The 17102-nt window shown below is 72.5% G+C and carries 14 protein-coding genes, 1 tRNA gene and 3 pseudogenes; 6 read left to right on the top strand and 12 right to left on the bottom strand.

What is annotated here, in order from left to right; translation table 11 throughout:
- Window positions 1–130 precede the first annotated feature (130 nt).
- Window positions 131–1456 carry an extracellular solute-binding protein gene (locus ACL02U_RS20940; protein ID WP_412792399.1) on the bottom strand — a complete coding sequence of 442 codons (1326 nt, stop codon included), beginning with the start codon at window positions 1454–1456 and terminating at the stop codon, window positions 131–133.
- A gap of 415 nt (window positions 1457–1871) precedes the next feature.
- Here ACL02U_RS20940 and ACL02U_RS20935 point away from each other — a divergent pair, with 415 nt between their 5' ends.
- Window positions 1872–2930 (top strand): LacI family DNA-binding transcriptional regulator, encoded by a 1059-nt coding sequence (locus tag ACL02U_RS20935; RefSeq protein ID WP_412792398.1) that lies wholly within the window; start codon window positions 1872–1874, stop codon window positions 2928–2930.
- A 313-nt stretch (window positions 2931–3243) separates the two neighbouring features.
- Here ACL02U_RS20935 and ACL02U_RS20930 read toward each other — a convergent pair.
- The 4 genes and pseudogenes from ACL02U_RS20930 to ACL02U_RS20915 all read right to left on the bottom strand — a co-directional run.
- Window positions 3244–3316, bottom strand: a tRNA-His gene (locus ACL02U_RS20930).
- Window positions 3317–3462: 146 nt separating this feature from the next.
- Window positions 3463–4071, bottom strand: coding sequence for an oligoribonuclease (orn, locus tag ACL02U_RS20925; RefSeq protein WP_412792397.1), 609 nt, complete (start codon window positions 4069–4071; stop codon window positions 3463–3465).
- Between the two features lie 244 nt (window positions 4072–4315).
- Window positions 4316–5566: a helix-turn-helix domain-containing protein gene (locus ACL02U_RS20920; protein ID WP_412792396.1), complete on the bottom strand. Its 1251-nt coding sequence runs from the start codon at window positions 5564–5566 to the stop codon at window positions 4316–4318.
- 520 nt (window positions 5567–6086) lie between these two features.
- A pseudogene (locus ACL02U_RS20915) lies at window positions 6087–6356 on the bottom strand (hypothetical protein); the annotation flags it as partial.
- Between the two features lie 327 nt (window positions 6357–6683).
- Here ACL02U_RS20915 and ACL02U_RS20910 point away from each other — a divergent pair.
- Both ACL02U_RS20910 and ACL02U_RS20905 read left to right on the top strand, forming a co-directional pair.
- The gene (locus ACL02U_RS20910; protein ID WP_412792395.1) at window positions 6684–7211 is read left to right on the top strand and encodes a universal stress protein; all 528 of its coding nucleotides are present in this window, start codon (window positions 6684–6686) and stop codon (window positions 7209–7211) included.
- Window positions 7212–7357: 146 nt separating this feature from the next.
- Window positions 7358–7924, top strand: coding sequence for a GPR1/FUN34/YaaH family transporter (locus tag ACL02U_RS20905; RefSeq protein ID WP_412792394.1), 567 nt, complete (start codon window positions 7358–7360; stop codon window positions 7922–7924).
- Window positions 7925–8156: 232 nt separating this feature from the next.
- On the opposite strand, the gene glmS is transcribed toward ACL02U_RS20905, so the two are convergent.
- The 3 genes from glmS to ACL02U_RS20890 form a co-directional block, all read right to left on the bottom strand.
- Entirely contained in the window at window positions 8157–9974 is a 1818-nt protein-coding gene (glmS, locus tag ACL02U_RS20900) for a glutamine--fructose-6-phosphate transaminase (isomerizing) (protein ID WP_412792393.1), read from the bottom strand.
- Between the two features lie 93 nt (window positions 9975–10067).
- Window positions 10068–10325 carry a hypothetical protein gene (locus ACL02U_RS20895; protein ID WP_412792392.1) on the bottom strand — a complete coding sequence of 86 codons (258 nt, stop codon included), beginning with the start codon at window positions 10323–10325 and terminating at the stop codon, window positions 10068–10070.
- A gap of 75 nt (window positions 10326–10400) precedes the next feature.
- Window positions 10401–11471, bottom strand: a complete 1071-nt coding sequence (locus ACL02U_RS20890) for a DUF4429 domain-containing protein (protein ID WP_412792391.1) — start codon at window positions 11469–11471, stop codon at window positions 10401–10403.
- A 279-nt stretch (window positions 11472–11750) separates the two neighbouring features.
- Between ACL02U_RS20890 and ACL02U_RS20885 the strand changes: the two genes are divergently transcribed.
- Window positions 11751–13292 carry a beta-N-acetylhexosaminidase gene (locus tag ACL02U_RS20885; RefSeq protein ID WP_412792400.1) on the top strand — a complete coding sequence of 514 codons (1542 nt, stop codon included), beginning with the start codon at window positions 11751–11753 and terminating at the stop codon, window positions 13290–13292.
- 180 nt (window positions 13293–13472) lie between these two features.
- Here the strand turns inward: ACL02U_RS20885 and ACL02U_RS20880 are convergent, their stop codons facing one another.
- Both ACL02U_RS20880 and ACL02U_RS20875 read right to left on the bottom strand, forming a co-directional pair.
- Window positions 13473–13898, bottom strand: coding sequence for a DUF4267 domain-containing protein (locus tag ACL02U_RS20880; RefSeq protein WP_412792390.1), 426 nt, complete (start codon window positions 13896–13898; stop codon window positions 13473–13475).
- A gap of 237 nt (window positions 13899–14135) precedes the next feature.
- Complete coding sequence (locus tag ACL02U_RS20875) at window positions 14136–14582, bottom strand: anthrone oxygenase family protein (RefSeq protein ID WP_412792389.1); 447 nt, start codon at window positions 14580–14582, stop codon at window positions 14136–14138.
- Window positions 14583–14669: 87 nt separating this feature from the next.
- Here ACL02U_RS20875 and ACL02U_RS20870 point away from each other — a divergent pair, with 87 nt between their 5' ends.
- The gene (locus ACL02U_RS20870) at window positions 14670–15248 is read left to right on the top strand and encodes a TetR/AcrR family transcriptional regulator (protein ID WP_412792388.1); all 579 of its coding nucleotides are present in this window, start codon (window positions 14670–14672) and stop codon (window positions 15246–15248) included.
- A gap of 113 nt (window positions 15249–15361) precedes the next feature.
- Here ACL02U_RS20870 and ACL02U_RS20865 read toward each other — a convergent pair.
- A pseudogene (locus ACL02U_RS20865) lies at window positions 15362–15511 on the bottom strand (SIP domain-containing protein); the annotation flags it as partial.
- A gap of 112 nt (window positions 15512–15623) precedes the next feature.
- Between ACL02U_RS20865 and ACL02U_RS20860 the strand changes: the two are divergent.
- Window positions 15624–15840, top strand: a pseudogene (locus ACL02U_RS20860) (ABC transporter substrate-binding protein); the annotation flags it as partial.
- A 99-nt stretch (window positions 15841–15939) separates the two neighbouring features.
- Here ACL02U_RS20860 and ACL02U_RS20855 read toward each other — a convergent pair.
- A complete protein-coding gene (locus ACL02U_RS20855; RefSeq protein WP_412792387.1) occupies window positions 15940–17100 on the bottom strand; it encodes an acyl-CoA dehydrogenase family protein in 1161 nt (386 codons plus the stop codon).
- Between the last annotated feature and the right edge of the window lie 2 nt (window positions 17101–17102).

Here is a 17102-nt window from a genome sequence, read left to right as displayed (position 1 = left end):
TGTTGTCGTGGGGTTTCTCTTCCGGGACCCCCCCCCCCCCCCCCCCCCCCCTTCCCCCCCGCGCCCGGCTTGTCACCGGGCGCGGCGCCGGCGCTCGACGCGGGATGCGCGAGAGCCTGCTTGGAGCCTGTCACTGGCCGAGCACGTCCTTGATCTCCTTGCCGGCGGCCTCCCAGCCCTGCTCGGGCGACTTGCCCTTCTGCTCGACCTGGAGGATGCCGACGTCGGTGATGGCGGTGCCGATCGGCTGGTCCTTGATCCCGAAGTACTGCGTCGGGATGGTCTTGGCCGCGTCGGAGTAGATCTCGGTGATCGGGGCGTCCGAGAAGTACGCCTTGGTGTCCGCCAGCGGCTTCAGGTTCGGGTAGGCCGACGGGGTGGACGGGAAGCTGGCCTGCTTGGCGAAGACCTTCTCCTGCTGCTCCGGCGCGGTCAGCCACTTCGCCAGCGCGATGGCCTCCTTCTGGTGCTTGCTCGCCTTCGGCACGCCGATGAACGAGCCGCCCCAGTTCGCCGCGGTCGGAGCCGCGGCCACGTCCCACTTGCCCTTGCCGGAGTCACCGGACTTCTCCTGGATGTAGCCCATCATCCAGGCCGGGCAGGCGACGGTGGCGAACTTGGCGTTGGCGAAGCCCTGGTCCCAGGGCTTGTCGAACTGCTTGAGCTTGGCGGACATGTCGCTGGTCGCCACCTGCATGGCCGTGTCCCAGGCCTTCTTCACGCCGGTGGACTTGTCCCAGATGACGTTGCCGTCCTTGTCGTAGTACCGCTGCTCCGCACCGCCGAGGGCAGCGTTGTATACGGAGGAGGCGGAGTCGACGAACTTGGTGCCGGCCGGCGCGTTCTTCATGTACTGCTTGCCGACGTCGACGTACTTCGACCAGTCGCCCTGCCACATCTGGGCGAGCTTGGTGCGGTCCGTCTCCAGGCCGGCTTTGGCGAAGAGGTCCTTGCGGTAGCAGATCGCCATCGGGCCGATGTCGGTGCCCAGCGCTATCTGCTTGCCGTCCTTCGTGGTGGCCTGGGCGTTCTTCCAGTCCAGCCACTGGGACTTGTCGACCTCCTTGCCGAGGTCCACGAACTTGTCGGCCTGGGTCTGCACGGCCTCGGTGATGTTGCCGACCTCGATGGCCTGCACGTCGTCGGTGCCGGAGCCGGCCTGGAGGCGGGTGAGGACCTTGGGCCAGTAGACGTCCGTGCGGGTGGTGACGTTCTCCTTGATGTTGATCTCGGGGTGGAGCTTCATGTACTCGTCGTACAGCCCGGCCTGCTTGTACCCGAAGGTGCCGAAGGTGCCGACGGTCAGCGTGATGTCGCCCTTGGCGCTGCCGCCGTCGTTCGCGTTCGACGAGCTGTCCTCGTCGTCGCTGGCGCAGCCTGCCAGCAGCCCCGTAGTCATCGCGGCGACGGCCGCGAGGGCCATCACCCGGTGGGACCGGCGGGTGCTCGTGCGCATTGGGTCCTCCTGTTGCCTGACGTGCCGACCCCCCGGCCAACTGCATCTGTTGGGCCCGTTCGTACTCGCTGCGGCTCGGGCGGGGAACGTGCGGGACGTGTATGTGCCAGGTACTGTGGGAGCGCTCCCACAAGTGATGTCTTGAAGAGTCGTGGGTTCGTGCGAGGGTGTCAAGGGAGCCGACGCCGCAAGATGCGTTCAGTTATCGGGCTGTTAACTGGAGTCTGGCATTCCGTCGTCGGGTGCTCGGTGTGTGCTTGCCCACGCCGCCCGGGGGCGGGGCCGCCGCTCGCGGGTCCGGCGCGTCGGGCGGGGTGCCGGGGCGGGGTGTCGGGAAAGCCCCCAGCGCCGATCGCGATCGCGGACGGTCCTGTTAGATTCCAGGCCAACACAGGGTCGACCAGGAGGCGCAGCGATGGCAAGCCACGGAGCACGAGGTGGCCGGAGCGGCAACCGGCCGACCCTCGAGGAGGTCGCCGCCCGCGCCGGCGTGGGCCGCGGCACCGTGTCCCGGGTCGTCAACGGCTCGCCCCGGGTCAGCGAGGCCACCCGTGCGGCCGTGGAGGCGGCGGTCGCGGAGCTCGGCTACGTCCCCAACACCGCCGCCCGCGCGCTGGCCGCCAACCGCACCGACGCCATCGCGCTGGTCGTGCCGGAGCCGGAGACCCGCTTCTTCGCGGAACCGTACTTCTCGGACATGCTGCGCGGGGTCGGTGCCGAGATCTCCGACACCGAGATGCAGCTCCTGCTGATCTTCGCGGGCAACGACCGGGAGCGCCGCCGCCTCGCGCAGTACCTGGCCGCGCACCGGGTCGACGGCGTCCTGCTGGTCTCGGTGCACGCCGACGACCCGCTCCCCGACCTGCTGGGCCAGCTGGAGATCCCGGCGGTGATCAGCGGCCCCCGCTCGGAGGCGGAGACCCTCCCGTCCGTCGACTCCGACAACTACGGGGGCGCCCACCAGGCCGTGGAGCACCTGCTGTCCCGCGGGCGGACCCGGGTCGCCCACATCACCGGACTCCTCGACGTCTACGGTGCGCAGCGGCGTACCGACGGCTACCGGGCCGCCCTGCGCGACGCGGGGTACGAGGTGGACGAGCGCCTGATCGAGCGCGGCGACTTCAGCGAGGAGGGCGGGCGCCGCGCGATGAAGGCGCTGCTGGAGCGCTGCCCCGACCTGGACGCGGTCTTCGCCGCCTCCGACGTGACGGCCGCGGGCGCCCGGCAGGCGCTGCGGGAGGCCGGCCGGCGCATCCCCGACGACGTCGCCCTGGTCGGCTACGACGACTCGGCCATCGCCCGCCACATGGACCCGCCGCTGACCAGTGTCCGGCAGCCCATACAGGAGATGGGCCGCTGCATGATCGACCTGCTGCTCACCGAGATAGCGGACCGGCGTCCGGCGACCTCGCGCGGTCTGGAGCGGCGGCAGCGGGTGCTGGCGACGGAACTGGTGCAGCGGGCGTCGTCCTAGCGGCTGCTCCGAGGGGGTGCGCCCGCCGCGTCCTCGGGCGGCGGGCAGTGCGCCGGGAGCCGTGCGGAGCGGACGCCGTCCGCTCCGCTCCGGTCGGGCGTCCGCTCCGGCGGCGTCCACTTCGTCGCGCAACGGGCGGCGGGGGGCGGGATCTCCGGCGGGGTGCGGTCCCGGTGAAGGCGGGGGCTCCGGTGGCGTTGCGGTCCCCGGCTGGGGGCGCTCGATCGGGTTCCGTCGTGTGCCCGTGCCGCGCGGGTCCCCGGAACGCCGTCAGCCGGTGACCTCGAGACGAGGTCACCGGCTGACGTGTCAGGGTGAGTGACGGGACTTGAACCCGCGACTTCCTGGACCACAACCAGGTGCTCTACCAGCTGAGCTACACCCACCACGACCGGTCGTCGACTCGAGGTCCTTCCGACCGGCCGAGAAAAAGTGTACAGGGTCCGAAGGGGTGCTCGCGCACGCTTTCCGGGGTGCCCCCGCGTGGTGCCCGAGGCCGGTCCCGAGGCCGGTCCCGCGGTCGGTCCCGCGGTCAGTCCCGCCGGGCGGGCACCACGTGCTTCGCCGCGATGGACCTGGCGGTCTCCGAGTCCGGTCCGGGCTGCGGCACGAAGATCGCCTCCCGGTAGTAGCGCAGCTCCGCGATGGATTCCCGGATGTCGGCGAGGGCGCGGTGGTTGCCGTTCTTCTCGGGGCTGTTGAAGTACGCCCGCGGGTACCAGCGGCGGGCCAGCTCCTTGACGGACGACACGTCGACGATCCGGTAGTGGAGGTAGTCCTCCAGGGTGGGCATGTCGCGGAGCAGGAAACCGCGGTCGGTGCCGACCGAGTTGCCGCACAGCGGTGCCTTGCCGGGCTCCTTTACGTGCTCCTTCACATACGCCAGCACCCGCTGCTCGGCGTCCGCCAGCGTGGTGCCGTCCGGGAGCTGTTCCAGCAGCCCGGACGCGGTGTGCATCTGACGTACCACCTCCGGCATCGTCTCCAGCGCCCCGTCCGGCGGCCGGATGACGATGTCCACCCCCTCGCCGAGCACGTTGAGCTCGGAGTCGGTGACGAGGGCGGCCACCTCGATGAGCGCGTCGTCGGACAGCGAGAGGCCGGTCATCTCGCAGTCGATCCACACCATGCGATCGTTCATGCGTCTCACCTTACGGCGCGGTCCCGCTGTGCGGGACGGGCCGTGCACGGGCGGAACTCCCCGGGGCGGGCCGCGCACCGACGGTGAGGCCCGGTCCGGCCGACCTGCCGTTTCGGCGGGCCGGGCCCGCTCCCCGCGGTGCGGGCCCGCGCACTGCGCGCGGGCCCGCGATCCCGTCACCGCTCGGCCGCCCCGGCCTCGCGCGGGCCTCGCGCGGGCCGTCGGCGGCCGGAGCCCGACCCCGTCAGCTACCGCTGCGCGGTCCCGGTACGCTCGCCGACAGCGCGCCCGAGCCGACCGCGCTCGCGGCCGCCGCACGCCGGGACTGCATCGGCAGCGGGCTGTCCGGGTGCAGCGGGTGCGGCGCGTGCCCATGCCCGGCCGCGCCGCCGCCCGTGCCGGCGAGCGGTCCCGGCGCGCCGACCGGTGGAGCGGGCGGGGGCGGAGGCGGATCGCTCTCCACGGGCCGTTCCCCCTGCGGACGCCGGGCCCGGTACGCCGCCCGGTAGGCGGCCGGCGAGGAGCCGAGCTGGCGGCGGAAGTGGCCGCGCAGCGCCACCGGGGAGCGGAAGCCGCACCGTCCGGCGACCTCGTCGACGGAGTAGTCCGACGTCTCCAGCAGGCGCTGGGCCTGCAGCACCCGCTGTGTGATCAGCCACTGGAGCGGGGCGCTCCCGGTGAGGGAGCGGAAACGGCGGTCGAAGGTCCGCCGGCTCATGTAGGCGCGCGCCGCCAGGGTCTCCACGTCGAACTGCTCGTGGAGGTGCTCCAGCGCCCAGGCGACGACCTCGGCGAGCGGGTCGGCGCCGATCTCCTCGGGTAAAGACCTGTCGAGGTAGCGCTCCTGGCCTCCGGAGCGCCGCGGCGGCACCACCAGCCGGCGGGCCAGCGCACCGGCCGCCTCGTTGCCGTGGTCGGAGCGCACGATGTGCAGGCACAGGTCGATGCCCGCCGCCGTGCCCGCCGACGTCAGGACGTCCCCGTCGTCGACGAACAGCTCTCTCGGGTCGACGTGCACCGACGGATAGCGCTTGGCCAGCGTCGGCGCGTACATCCAGTGCGTGGTCGCGGGACGGCCGTCCAGCAGGCCCGCGGCGGCCAGGACGAAGGCGCCGGTGCACAGCCCGACGATGCGGGCGCCTTCCTCGTGCGCCCGGCGCAGCGCGTCGAGCGCCTCCTCCGGTGGCGGCGAAGTGATCGAACGCCAGGCCGGCACGACGACCGTGCCCGCGCGCGAGATCGCTTCCAGGCCATGCGGCGCGGTGAGTTCCAGGCCCCCTGTGGTCCGCAGGGCACCTTCCTCGCCCGCACTCACCAGGAGGCGGTAGCGCGGCACGCCGGCGTCCTGGCGGTCGATACCGAACACCGACAGCGGTATGGAACTCTCGAAGATGGGGCCGCCGCTGAACAGCATCACCGCGACGATCTCCTTGCGGCGTCGCCCCGAGAGTTTCCGGGCCGCAGCGTCCGGCGCGGCAGTGGAGTCGTGGCTCATACTGCTAAGCCCCCCTTGGTGGTCGCGGCTCCTCGGTTGTGTCGCTCCTGCACGTTTCCCCTCGGTCCTGCACGAGTCCCCCGCCGTAAGACAGTCAAGATCGAATCTACTGTGTGCCGTGGCGTCGCCGTGACCGGGTTGGGAAACCGGCACATTGTCGACATGGCAACTTGGCGTGAAGCATTCGATCACGAAGCGTTGCACTCGCGGGCCGCGCAGGGAAGTGCGCCTCGTGGCAGTGGCTCAACCCCATAGGTTCCGCAGGGGTCCGAAGGGCGTGTTCATGCAGGTGGAACGGGGGGTGGAGGGTGTCCGGGAGGGGTGATGCGCGATTCTCGGAAGTTGGCTGAAAAGAGCCGGACGCGTGCGCGGAAACCGGTCAGCTGACCGGTGTACTTCCCCGGTCGCCGTCATGCCGCACCGCACTCCCGGGAGCGGGGGCGGAAGCGGGTGCCGGGTCCGCGGCCCCGCGGCCGCGGGGGATCGCCGCCCCGCCCTCCCCGGACCCGGCGGACTGCGGGTGCCGCCGGCCGCGGTGCGCCCCGCTGTCCCCCCGGTGGTGGCGGCCGCGGTGCGGCGCGTGCTCCGGCTCGGCGGGGCGTGCGGCGCCCCGCTCGGAACGGCGCATCAGCAGCCGGCAGGCGGCGGTGACGGCGGTGAGGCCCAGGGCGGTTCCGGTGGCGCCGGCCAGGGAACTTCCGTACCAGAGCAGGACGATCGGGACGAGTACGCAGCTGAACGCCGCCCAGCGGACGACCTCGCTGGTGGTGTCCTGAGGGGATGGGGGCATGCGGTCTCCCTGGGGCGGCGGTTCGTCCGGTTCAACGCATGTTCGATCGGTCGGTCACTGCGAGTCCCCGGATGGTGACCGCGAGTCCCTCTCCCGGACGCCTCGGTGTGCCCTGCGCAAACCGCCTGTACGGGGCAGCGGGCGTTGCGTTGCGGGTGCCCTCTCGTGCATGCTCCGGGGACCCGTCGCGGACTGCGGGCGGGATCTGGGCGAAGGAGGCGTGCCGCCGTACCCTTGCGGGTATGGGGTGGGGAAGATGTTTCCCGGACACGGCTCACCCGCACACCGCCGTCCCACCCGATCAAGGATCACCACGCCGAGACAGCCATGGCCGCACACGAATTCTTCGAACCCGCGGACCGCAAGCGTCCCGTCGCCGAGCCCTCGGCGGCCGATCCCCTGGCGGCGGAGGAGCCACATCACGCCTGCGACCCCGCCTTCAAGCACGGGGTCGTCGTCGGTTTCGACGGTTCGACCTCCAGTGAGCGTGCACTGGCCTACGCGATCGGCATGGCGCGCCGCTCCCACTCCGCCCTGATCATCGTCCACGTCGCCAACCGGTTGCCCACCACGGTGTGGGCCGGCTGCGAGCCTCCCGTCTTCGTGGACGTCCCCGACCACCGCACCGAGGTGCTCGGGCTGGAGCTCGCCTGCGCCGACTACCTGTCCGAGGTGTCGTGGATCCTGGTGGAGCGCGGCGGCGACATCTGCCACGAACTCGAAGAGGTGGGGCGGGAGTACGAGGCCGACGCGATCGTCGTCGGCTCGACCCACGGGATCGTCGGGCGCATCTTCGGCTCGGTGGCCGGCCGGCTCGCCAAGCGGGCCCGGCGCCCCGTGATCGTCATCCCCTGACTTCCCTGCGGGCGGGGCGGGATGGAGGCGGGGAGTCGACGGCCTTTCTGTGCGGGTGGCCGAAATTGTGTGCGCCCAGAGGTGTTTGTGCCTTTGTGAAGGGCATATATGGTTCACCGCGCAACCATGCATGAAGGGAGCCCGCCGTGGACAACGACGTCTCTGCGGGAAGCACCACCACCACGATCGCCGGCCGACTCGCCCTCGGGATCACCCTCCTCGCCTTCGGCTTCGGCTACACCGGCGTACTCGACGGTGTCACGGCCGCCGACGCCGTGCCGATCGCCCAGTACGTGGGCGGCATCGCCCTGTTCGCCGCCGGGCTGCTCGCGTTCCGCGACCGGGACACCGCCTCCGGTACCGCCTTCACGGCGCTCGGCGCCTTCTGGTTCACCTGGGCGGCCTCCGCCGGAAACCAGGTCTCCGACAACGCCGCGGGGCTCTTCCTGCTGCTGTTCGCCCTCGTGGCGCTCTCCCTCACGCTCGCCGGCGGGGACACCCTGGGCCAGGGCGCACACGGGCTGTTCTTCGTCTCGCTGCTGCTGCTCGCCGTCGGCCGGTTCGCGGACAGCGGCGGACTGGCCAAGGCGGGCGGCTGGTTCGCGGTCGCGGCCGGTGCCGTCGCCTGGTACGCGGCGACCGCCGCGCTGGCCCACTGGCCGACCTCGCTTCCACGGCGCGCTGCCGGCCGGGGGGTGACGGCCACCGGCTGATTCGGCAGCCGCGCCGGGGTGTTGGGCAGCCCCGGCGCACCCGGGCGGACCCCCCGTGGCAGGTGGCTCCACGGGGGGTCCGCCGCGTCGGCGGCCGCTGCGGCGCCGGGCACCGCGGCGCCGGGCACCGCGGCAGACCCGCGGGGCGAGCGCAGGCCGCGGGGGTAGGCGGGAGAGGGGGCCGTTCCCGTCCCCGTCCGGTGCGGTCCCCGCCCGCCGGGCGGCGCCGGCTCTACTCGACCGTCACCGACTTGGCCAGGTTCCGGGGCTTGTCGATGTCCCGGCCCAGGGCCTTCGCCGTGTGGTAGGCGAGGAGTTGGAGCGGGATGCCCATCAGGATCGGGTCCAGCTCGTCCTCGTTCTTCGGGACGACGACCGTGTGGTCCGCCTTCGGCTGGTCCTGGTGGGCCACGGCCAGGATCCGGCCCTGGCGCGCCTTGATCTCCTCCAGGGCGGCCCGGTTCTTCTCCAGCAGGTCGTCGTCCGGCACGATCGCGACCGTCGGCAGGGCCGGCTCGATCAGCGCGAGCGGGCCGTGCTTGAGCTCGGAGGCCGGGTAGGCCTCGGCGTGGATGTAGGAGACCTCCTTCAGCTTCAGGGAGGCCTCGCGCGCCACCGGGTAGCCGCGGACGCGGCCGATGAACAGCATCGAGCGGGCCTCGGCGAACTCCTCGGCCAGCTTCCGGATCTCGTCCTCCTGCTCCAGCACCGCGGAGATCTGCGCGGGCAGCCGGCGCAGGCCCTCGATGATCCGCTTGCCGTCCCGCACGGACAGGTCGCGGGTGCGCCCCAGGTGGAGGGCGAGCAGGGCGAAGGCGACGGTGGTGTTGGTGAAGCACTTGGTCGACACCACGCAGACCTCGGGGCCGGCGTGCACGTAGACGCCGCCGTCCGCCTCGCGGGCGATCGCGGAGCCGACCACGTTGACCACGCCGAGCACCCGGGCGCCCTTGCGCTTGAGCTCCTGGACGGCCGCCAGTACGTCGTAGGTCTCGCCGGACTGCGAGACGGCGACGTACAGGGTGTCCGGGTCGACCACGGCGTTGCGGTATCGGAACTCGGAGGCGGGCTCGGCGTCCGCGGGGATGCGGGCCAGCTCCTCGATCATCTGGGCACCGATCATGCCCGCGTGGTAGGAGGTGCCGCAGCCGAGGATCTTCACCCGGCGGATCCGGCGCGCCTCGCGGGCGTCCAGGTTCAGGCCGCCCAGGTGCACGGTGGAGAAGCGGTCGTCGATGCGGCCGCGCAGCACGCGGTCCACGGCGTCGGCCTGCTCGTGGATCTCCTTGTGCATGTACGTGTCGTGGCCGCCCATGTCGTAGGAGGCGGCCTCCCACTCCACGGTGGTCGGCTCCGCGGTGGTGCGGGTGCCCTCCGTGGTGTACGTGCGGAAGTCGTCGGCCTTGAGGGTGGCCATCTCGCCGTCGTCCAGCGTGACTATCTGCCGGGTGTGGGCGACCAGCGCGGCGATGTCCGAGGCGACGAACATCTCCTTCTCGCCGATGCCGAGGACGACCGGGGAGCCGTTGCGGGCGACGACGATGCGGTCCGGGAAGTCGCCGTGCATGACGGCGATGCCGTAGGTGCCCTCCACCAGGCGCAGCGCCTCGCGGACCCGGTCCTCCAGCTTCTCGGCCTCGGAGCGGGCGATCAGGTGGGTGAGGACCTCGGTGTCGGTCTCGGACAGGAACTCCACCCCGTCCGCCTCCAGCTTGCGGCGCAGGTCGGAGGCGTTGTCGATGATGCCGTTGTGGACGACGGCGACCTTGCCGCCGGCGTCCAGGTGCGGGTGGGCGTTCACGTCGGACGGGGCGCCGTGGGTGGCCCAGCGGGTGTGGGCGATGCCGGTGCTGCCCTTGAAGCGCGCCGGGACCTTGGCCTCCAGGTCGCGGACCCGGCCCTTGGCCTTGACCATCCGCAGGCCGGCCGTCTTCGGGGAGGTGACGACTATGCCGGCCGAGTCGTAGCCGCGGTACTCCAGGCGCTGCAGGCCCTCCAGGAGCAGGGGAGCGACGTCACGCTTCCCGATGTATCCGACGATTCCGCACATGTATACGTAGTCCTCAGGTGGGTCAGATGGGTCAGGTGGTCGGTCGGCGGCCCGGTCGCCCCGGCCGCGACGGTCCTCTCAGCCGTACACGATTCAGCCGTACACGATGCGCCGCAGCTGCCGGAGCGAGAGCTCGGGCGGTGCCACCGCGCGGTACTGCAGGTCCGCCGCGATCCGCTCGAAGATCGTCGCGTTGACCAGGCCCTGGGCCTGGAGCTCCCGGTGGCGGCGGCGGACGTAGTCCTCGGTCGTCTCGTCGAAGTAGGCGAGCACGTCCTGGATCACGCGCAGTGCCTCGCCCCGGCTCAAGGGCGTGGACCGCGTCAGATGATCGACCAGTTCGTCGTGCACCCGCTAGATCCTGGAGTAACGGTGATGCTTTCGCAAGCATCCTGCCCGATTTCGGGCAAGACGGCTGCGAACGTGCTAAGGGCGGTGCAGGACGGCCTGTTTCGCCAGCCTGAACTCCTCCTCGGTCAGGACGCCGGTGCGGTGCAGTTCGCCCAGCTCACGCAGCCGGCGCAGCACGGCGTCCTGATCGCCTACGGGGACGGCCGCCCCCGCTCCCGCGCGCGGCCCGAGGGGGCGCGGCTCCGGGGGAGCGCCCGGCCCGGCGAGCCACCGCTCCCGTCTCGGGGCCGGGACGGCGAACACCGGGGCGTGCGGAGGTCGGCCGGATGGGGCCGGAGGGGCCGGAGGGGCCGGAGGGGCCGGATGCCGGAGGGGTGTGGTCGCCGGAGGGGGCGGCAGCCGATCCGGTGCGGCGGTCGAGGGGTGTGGTAGTCGGGCGGGTGCGGCGGTCGAGGGGTGCGGCAGCCGGGCCTGCACGGCCGCGGCGACGAGCGCGGTCAGCGGGTCCCGTCTGAACCCCCACAGCTCCACCGCGTTCGGGTCGTACCTCGGGGGAGTCGCGACGGGCGCCGCCCGCGGTGCGAAGCGCAGGCTGCCCGTCTCCGGTCCGGCGGCGGGCAGCCACTCCACGGCCGCGATGCCGGCGACGGGCAGCGCACGCGGGCCGGTCGCGGCCTTGGCCTCCTCCGTCCTCCGGTTCCACTCCAGGCGCACCCGGTGGCCGTCGAAGCTCACGGTGCCGTCCCCGGCGGACGCCGACAGCGGCAGCGAGGGGCCCGGCAGTAGATAGGCGTCCACCGGGCCGACCGGCACCCGGTCCGGCAGCGCACGGCGCACCTCCTCCACGAGGTACGCGGCGACGCCGTACCGGTCCGGTCCCACCGTCAGCCGGTAGGGGTCGTGGCACTCGGCGAGCCGCCCGCCGGTCGCCTGCAGCAGCGGGTCGGCGCCCTCCCGCAGCCGCAGCCTCAGGCGCCCGGACCGGCGCCCCCGTTCGAACGAGATCCCCGCCAACGCATCCAGCGGAACGAGGAGTTCCCCCAGGGTGCGGCGGAGCAGGCCGGCGCTCCGCTCCCGTCCCGGAGTCAGCCGCAGGGCGGCACCGTCGAAGGTCCAGGTGGCGCCCTTCTGGATGATTTCCGCCATGCGAGGATTGTCCCATCCGGCTTCCGGCCGCCGTCCGGTCCACCATCGATCCGCGACCGCCGACACCCCGTCAGCCCGCGGGCCCGGTCCCGGTCCCCGTCCGTTCGTCCGTAGGGAGCCCATGTGAGACCGCGTCAGCGCACGACTCCCCGCCTGTTCCGCCTTCCCGGCACTCACCGCCTCGGCGGTGCCCTCCGCCTCCCCGGCCCTCCCCGCTCCGGTGCCCGTTCCTGCGGTGCCCTCCGCCGCCCCGTCCTCTCCCGCCCGCTCCTGCCCCTGCTGCTGGTCGCCGCGCTCGGTGCCTTCGCCGCGGGGGCGGCCCCGGCCAGCGGCTCGGGCTCCGCCGCCACCCCGCTCGACCGGGTGGTCCCGGCCCCGGTCTCGGCCGTCCCGGGCGGGAGCCCGTACCGCCTCACCCGGGCCACCCGCATCCGCGTGGACGGCAGCCCCGGCGCCCGGCGGGCGGCCGACTACCTCGCCGGGCTGCTGCGGCCGTCGACGGGCTACCCGCTGCCGGTCACCACCGAGGACGGCCCGGGCATCCGGCTGCGGCTGGCGGACGCCTCGGCCGGTGCCGAGGGCTACCGCCTCAGCAGTGGCGCCGACGGGGTCACCGTCACCGCGCACACCCCGGCAGGCCTCTTCCACGGTGTGCAGACCCTGCGCCAGCTGCTGCCCGCGGCCGTCGAGAAGGACACCGTGCAGCCCGGCCCCTGGACGGTGGCCGGCGGCACCATCACCGACGCGCCGCGCTACTCCTACCGCGGCGCGATGCTGGACGTGGCCCGCCACTTCCTCACCGTCGAGCAGGTCGAGCGCTACATCGACCAGCTCGCCCTCTACAAGATCAACGAACTGCACCTGCACCTCAGCGACGATCAGGGCTGGCGCATCGCCGTCGACTCCTGGCCCCGCCTGGCGACTCACGGCGGTTCCACCCAGGTCGGCGGCGGCCCCGGCGGCTTCTACACCAAGGACGACTACCGGGAGATCGTCCGCTACGCGGCCGACCGCTACCTGGAGGTCGTCCCGGAGATCGACATGCCCGGCCACTCCAACGCGGCCCTCTCCTCCTACGCCCGGCTGAACTGCGACGGCATGGCACCCCCGCTCTACACCGGCACCAAGGTCGGCTTCAGCTCGCTGTGCGTGGCCAACCCGGTCACCTACGACTTCGTGAACGACGTGGTCCGGGAACTCGCCGCGCTCACCCCGGGCCGTTACCTGCACATCGGCGGCGACGAGGCGCACTCGACCAGCCGTGCGGACTACGTGGCGTTCATGGACCGGGTGCAGCCGATCGTCGCCCGCTACGGGAAGACGGTCGTCGGCTGGCACCAGTTGACCGCCGCCGACCCGGCGCCGGGCGCCCTCGTCCAGTACTGGGGCCTGGGCTCCACCTCGGCCGAGGAGAAGGCGCAGGTGGCGCGGGCGGCCCGGCAGGGCACCGGGATCGTCCTCTCGCCCGCCGACCGGCTCTACCTCGACATGAAGTACGACCGCTCCACCCCCCTCGGCCTGTCCTGGGCGGGATACGTCGACGTGAAGCGGTCCTACGACTGGGACCCGGGCACCTACCTGCCGGGCGCTCCCGCCTCGGCGATCCGGGGGGTCGAGGCCCCCCTGTGGACCGAGACGCTCGCCGACTCCGCCGACCTGGAGTACATGGCCTTCCCGCGGCTGGCCGGAGCGGCCGAGCTGGGCTGGTCGCCGGCGGCCACGCACGACTGGGACTCCTACCGGTCCCGGCTCGCGGCCCAGGGGCCCCGCTGGACAGCCATGGGCATCCACTACCACCGGTCCCCCCAGGTGCCCTGGTAGCGCCGGGCCGGGCCGGCGAGGGCAGCCGGTCCGGGAGCGGGCCCACCGCAGGACCGGTTCGCGAACCCGGACCGGTGCGGTGCCGCGCACTCACCGGTGCGGTGCCGGTCCCGGGACCGGCACGGGGTGCGGAAGTCGGATGATTGCGCCCGGCCAGGGGGCCGGCCCGGACCGACAGGGTCATGCGGGCTGCGGGGCGCGTGTCTCCGGGGTGGCCGGGACGTCGCGGGTCTCGTGCATGATCAGCAGCCCGTTGACCGCCATCAGTGTGGCGGTCAGGCAGTGGACGCCGAGCGCGGTGGCCATGGAGCCGTGGTGGGCCAGGACGTTGGCCATGTCACCGTATGCGGCGAGGGACTCCACCAGCAGTGCCCAGCCCAGCGCCCGGCGGTGGCCGGTCACCAGCAGGACGCCCAGGACCAGGGCCAGGACGACGTCGCGGACTCCCTTGACGATCAGAAAGCCGTCGCCGTCGCCGGACGGCCGGCCCGGCAGGCCGTAGCCCGGTGCCGTCGTCTCCGGGCTCAGGATGTACTCCGTCCCGAACCAGAGGATGAAGAGGATGAAGGCGGCGGCCAGGAAGGTGTTGATCTTCTTCAGCGGCATGGTTCTTCTCCTTGCGAGTCTTGGTCACCCTGGTGGGCTTCGCGGAGCGTGATGAGTCGTCCGGCGTGCGAACGGACGGCGCGGATGCGGCTGATCGAGGGGCGTGGTGTGTCGCACCCGCGGTGGCGGGGGTGTGCGCAGCGGCCGTGCTCCGAAAGGCCGGGAGTACGTTGACCTGCGCCATCCCCGGGCGGGGATCGTGGCACCGGTGCGGTTGCGGCCGGTCGGCCCGCCGGCTCAGGCGAGGGCGGCGACGAGCAGGGTGAAGGCGGCGATGATGACGGCGACGCGGACGTGGTGGTAGCGGCCCCAGCGGTTCGTCTGCTCCTTCCAGTCGGCGGGCCGGTTCTCGGGGGTCCACGTCCTGTTCCGGTTGTTGATCGGGACGAGCAGCAGGACCGACATGATCACGCTGAGCACCAGCAGTGCGGCGGCGGTGACGACCAGTCCGGTGCCGTGGTGGTGCCGGCCGGCGACGGCCCAGACCACGACGAGGGCGAGGGAGCCGACGTACCAGACCGGCATGGCGGCGCCGAGCATCCGGCCCCCGTGGGCGTGGCCGAGCTGGCTGCTGTCCTCGGGGAGGGCGTTGAGGACCGGGTTCATGACGAAGGCGACGGAGAACTCCACCCCCACCATCAGACCGACGACCACGGTGGTGAAGACCTCGAGTGCGGTGAGCATGCTGACCCCCTGGACCTAGCAGTGATAGGTGATGAAGCAACGCTAGGCTGCTGCCGCTCGAATGTCTAGCGGTGCTAGAATCGCCTTATGTCGGTACAGGAACGCAAGGAGCGCGAGCGGGCGAGCCGGGAGCGCCTCATCGTCGCCACGGCCCGCGAACTCGCCGAGCAGCAGGGCTGGGACGCGGTCACCACCCGCCGGCTCGCTGAGCGCATCGAATACAGCCAGCCCGTCCTCTACAGCCACTTCCGCGGCAAACGGGAGATCATCGGCGCCGTCGCCCTCCAGGGCGCCGGCGAACTGGCCGCGGCGGTGCGGGCCGCGACCGCCACCGCGGACGGCCCGCGCGCCCGGGTGCACGCCCTCGCGCGCGCCTACCTCGACTTCGCCGAACGCCATCCGGCGGTCTACGACGCCATCTTCCAGCTCGACGGCGGTCTTCCCTACGCCCGGGAGGACACCCCGGAACCTCTCAAGGACGCCTTCGGTGCCCTGCTGGAGAGCCTCGGTGAGGTTGCCGGGAGCGGTGTGGAACCGGGGCTGTTCACCGAGACGGTCTGGGCGTGCCTGCACGGGCTGGCCACCCTCACCCGGGCGGGACGGCTGCCGCCGCAGGACACCGAGCGGAGGCTGGCGCTGCTGGTCGACCGGCTCGCCGTGGTCTGACCCCCCGTCCGGCGGGGGCCGGAGGGCGCCCGCCCGGGCCCCCGCTGCCCGCCGCCCGGGCCCCCGCTGCCCTCCGCCCGAGGGCCGTCCGCTCTCGCGGTTGCGGGCGGCCCTCAGTGCCGTGCGCGAGGCTGCTTCTCCGTCAGGCCCCGCCGCCAGTAGCCGACGAACGTGATCCGGCGCCGGTCGATGCCGGCCTCGCCGACCAGGTGCCGACGCGGCGACCTCACGTGGGAGGCCTCGCCGGCCAGTCACACGTACGGCTTCGTGCCCGCTCCCCGCGCGGTGGCGCCGAGGGCGTCGAGGGCGTCGAGGGTCAGGGGTGCGGGGCCGTCCTCAGGGGCGCGGTCCCGGTCGGGCTGCCGGACCAGCCCCCTCTGGTACGTGCCGGAGGAGTCGAGGAAGAGGATCGGGGCCGTGGGCGCGCCGAGCGTCGGGATCTCCGTCTACGACCGGCAGCTCACCGGTCCGCTGCAGCGGATGCTGGACCTGCCGGGAAGCGCTTCGAGGACGCGGCGGCCCGGCGCTCCGCGCCGCCGCCCGCGCGAGGCCCGGCATCAGGGTGATGGCCGGCTCCGCCGGCCAGGACCTGCTTTCGAACGGGGCGGAGCGCCCGCCGGACAAGTCGAAGTCAGGTTAGCCTGACCTTGCTAACTGTCCAGAGGGTGGGGCGCTCCGCCGCCCGTCGCGCTCAGCCCGCCAGGCCCAACTCCCGCGCGATCAGCATCCGCTGGACCTCGCTGGTGCCCTCGCCGATCTCCAGGATCTTGGAGTCCCGCCACATCCGGGCCACCGGGTACTCGTTCATGAAGCCGTAGCCGCCGTGGATCTGGGTGGCCTCGCGGGCGTTGTCCACCGCGACGGTCGAGGAGTGCAGCTTGGCCAGCGCCGCCTCCTTCTTGAACGGATCCCCAGCCACCAGTCGGGCCGCCGCGTCCCGCCAGGCGAGGCGGGCCGTGTGCGCGCGCATCTCCATGTCGGCGATCTTGAACTGGATGGCCTGGTTGGCGCCGATCGGCCGGCCGAAGGCGTGGCGCTCCCGGGCGTACTTCACCGACTCGTCCACGCAGCCCTGCGCCAGACCGGTGGCCAGCGCGGCGATGGCGATGCGGCCCTCGTCCAGGATGCGCAGGAACTGGGCGTAGCCCCGGCCCTTCTCGCCCAGCAGGTTCTCCGCCGGGACCCGCACGTCGGAGAAGGACAGCTCGCGGGTGTCGGAGGCGTTCCACCCGACCTTCGAGTACGGCGCCGCCACCTGGAAGCCGGGAGTGCCGGACGGGACGATGATCGACGAGATCAGCGGCCGGCCGTCGGGCTTGCGCCCGGTCACCGCGGTGACCGTCACCAGGCCCGTGATGTCGGTGCCGGAATTGGTGATGAAGCACTTGCTGCCGTTGATCACCCATTCGTTCGTCGACTCGTCCAGCCGGGCCGTCGTGCGGGTCGCGCCCGCGTCGGAGCCCCCGTCCGGCTCGGTCAGGCCGAAGGCGCCCAGCATCTCGCCCGCGCACAGCCGCGGCAGCCAGGTGCGCTTCTGCTCCTCGGTGCCGAACAGGTGGATCGGCATCGCACCGAGCGACACCCCCGCCTCCAGCGTGATCGCCACCGAGGAGTCCACCCGGGCCAGCTCCTCCAGTGCCACGCCGAGTGCCAGGTAGTCGCCGCCCATGCCGCCGTACTCCTCGGGGAACGGCAGCCCGAACAGGCCCATGCGGCCCATCTCGCGCACGATCTCGTAGGGGAACTCGTGCCGCTCGTAGAAGTCGCCGATCTTCGGGGCCACCACGTCGTGCGCGAACTCCTCCACGGTGCGGCGGAGTTCCTCCAGCTCGGAGGGGAGACGGTAGTCCATGC

The organism is Streptomyces sp. MS06, assembly GCF_047200655.1.
Lineage (GTDB): Bacteria > Actinomycetota > Actinomycetes > Streptomycetales > Streptomycetaceae > Streptomyces.
Note: the sequence above shows the minus strand (reverse complement) of the source record. Positions and strands in the feature narration are given on the sequence as shown.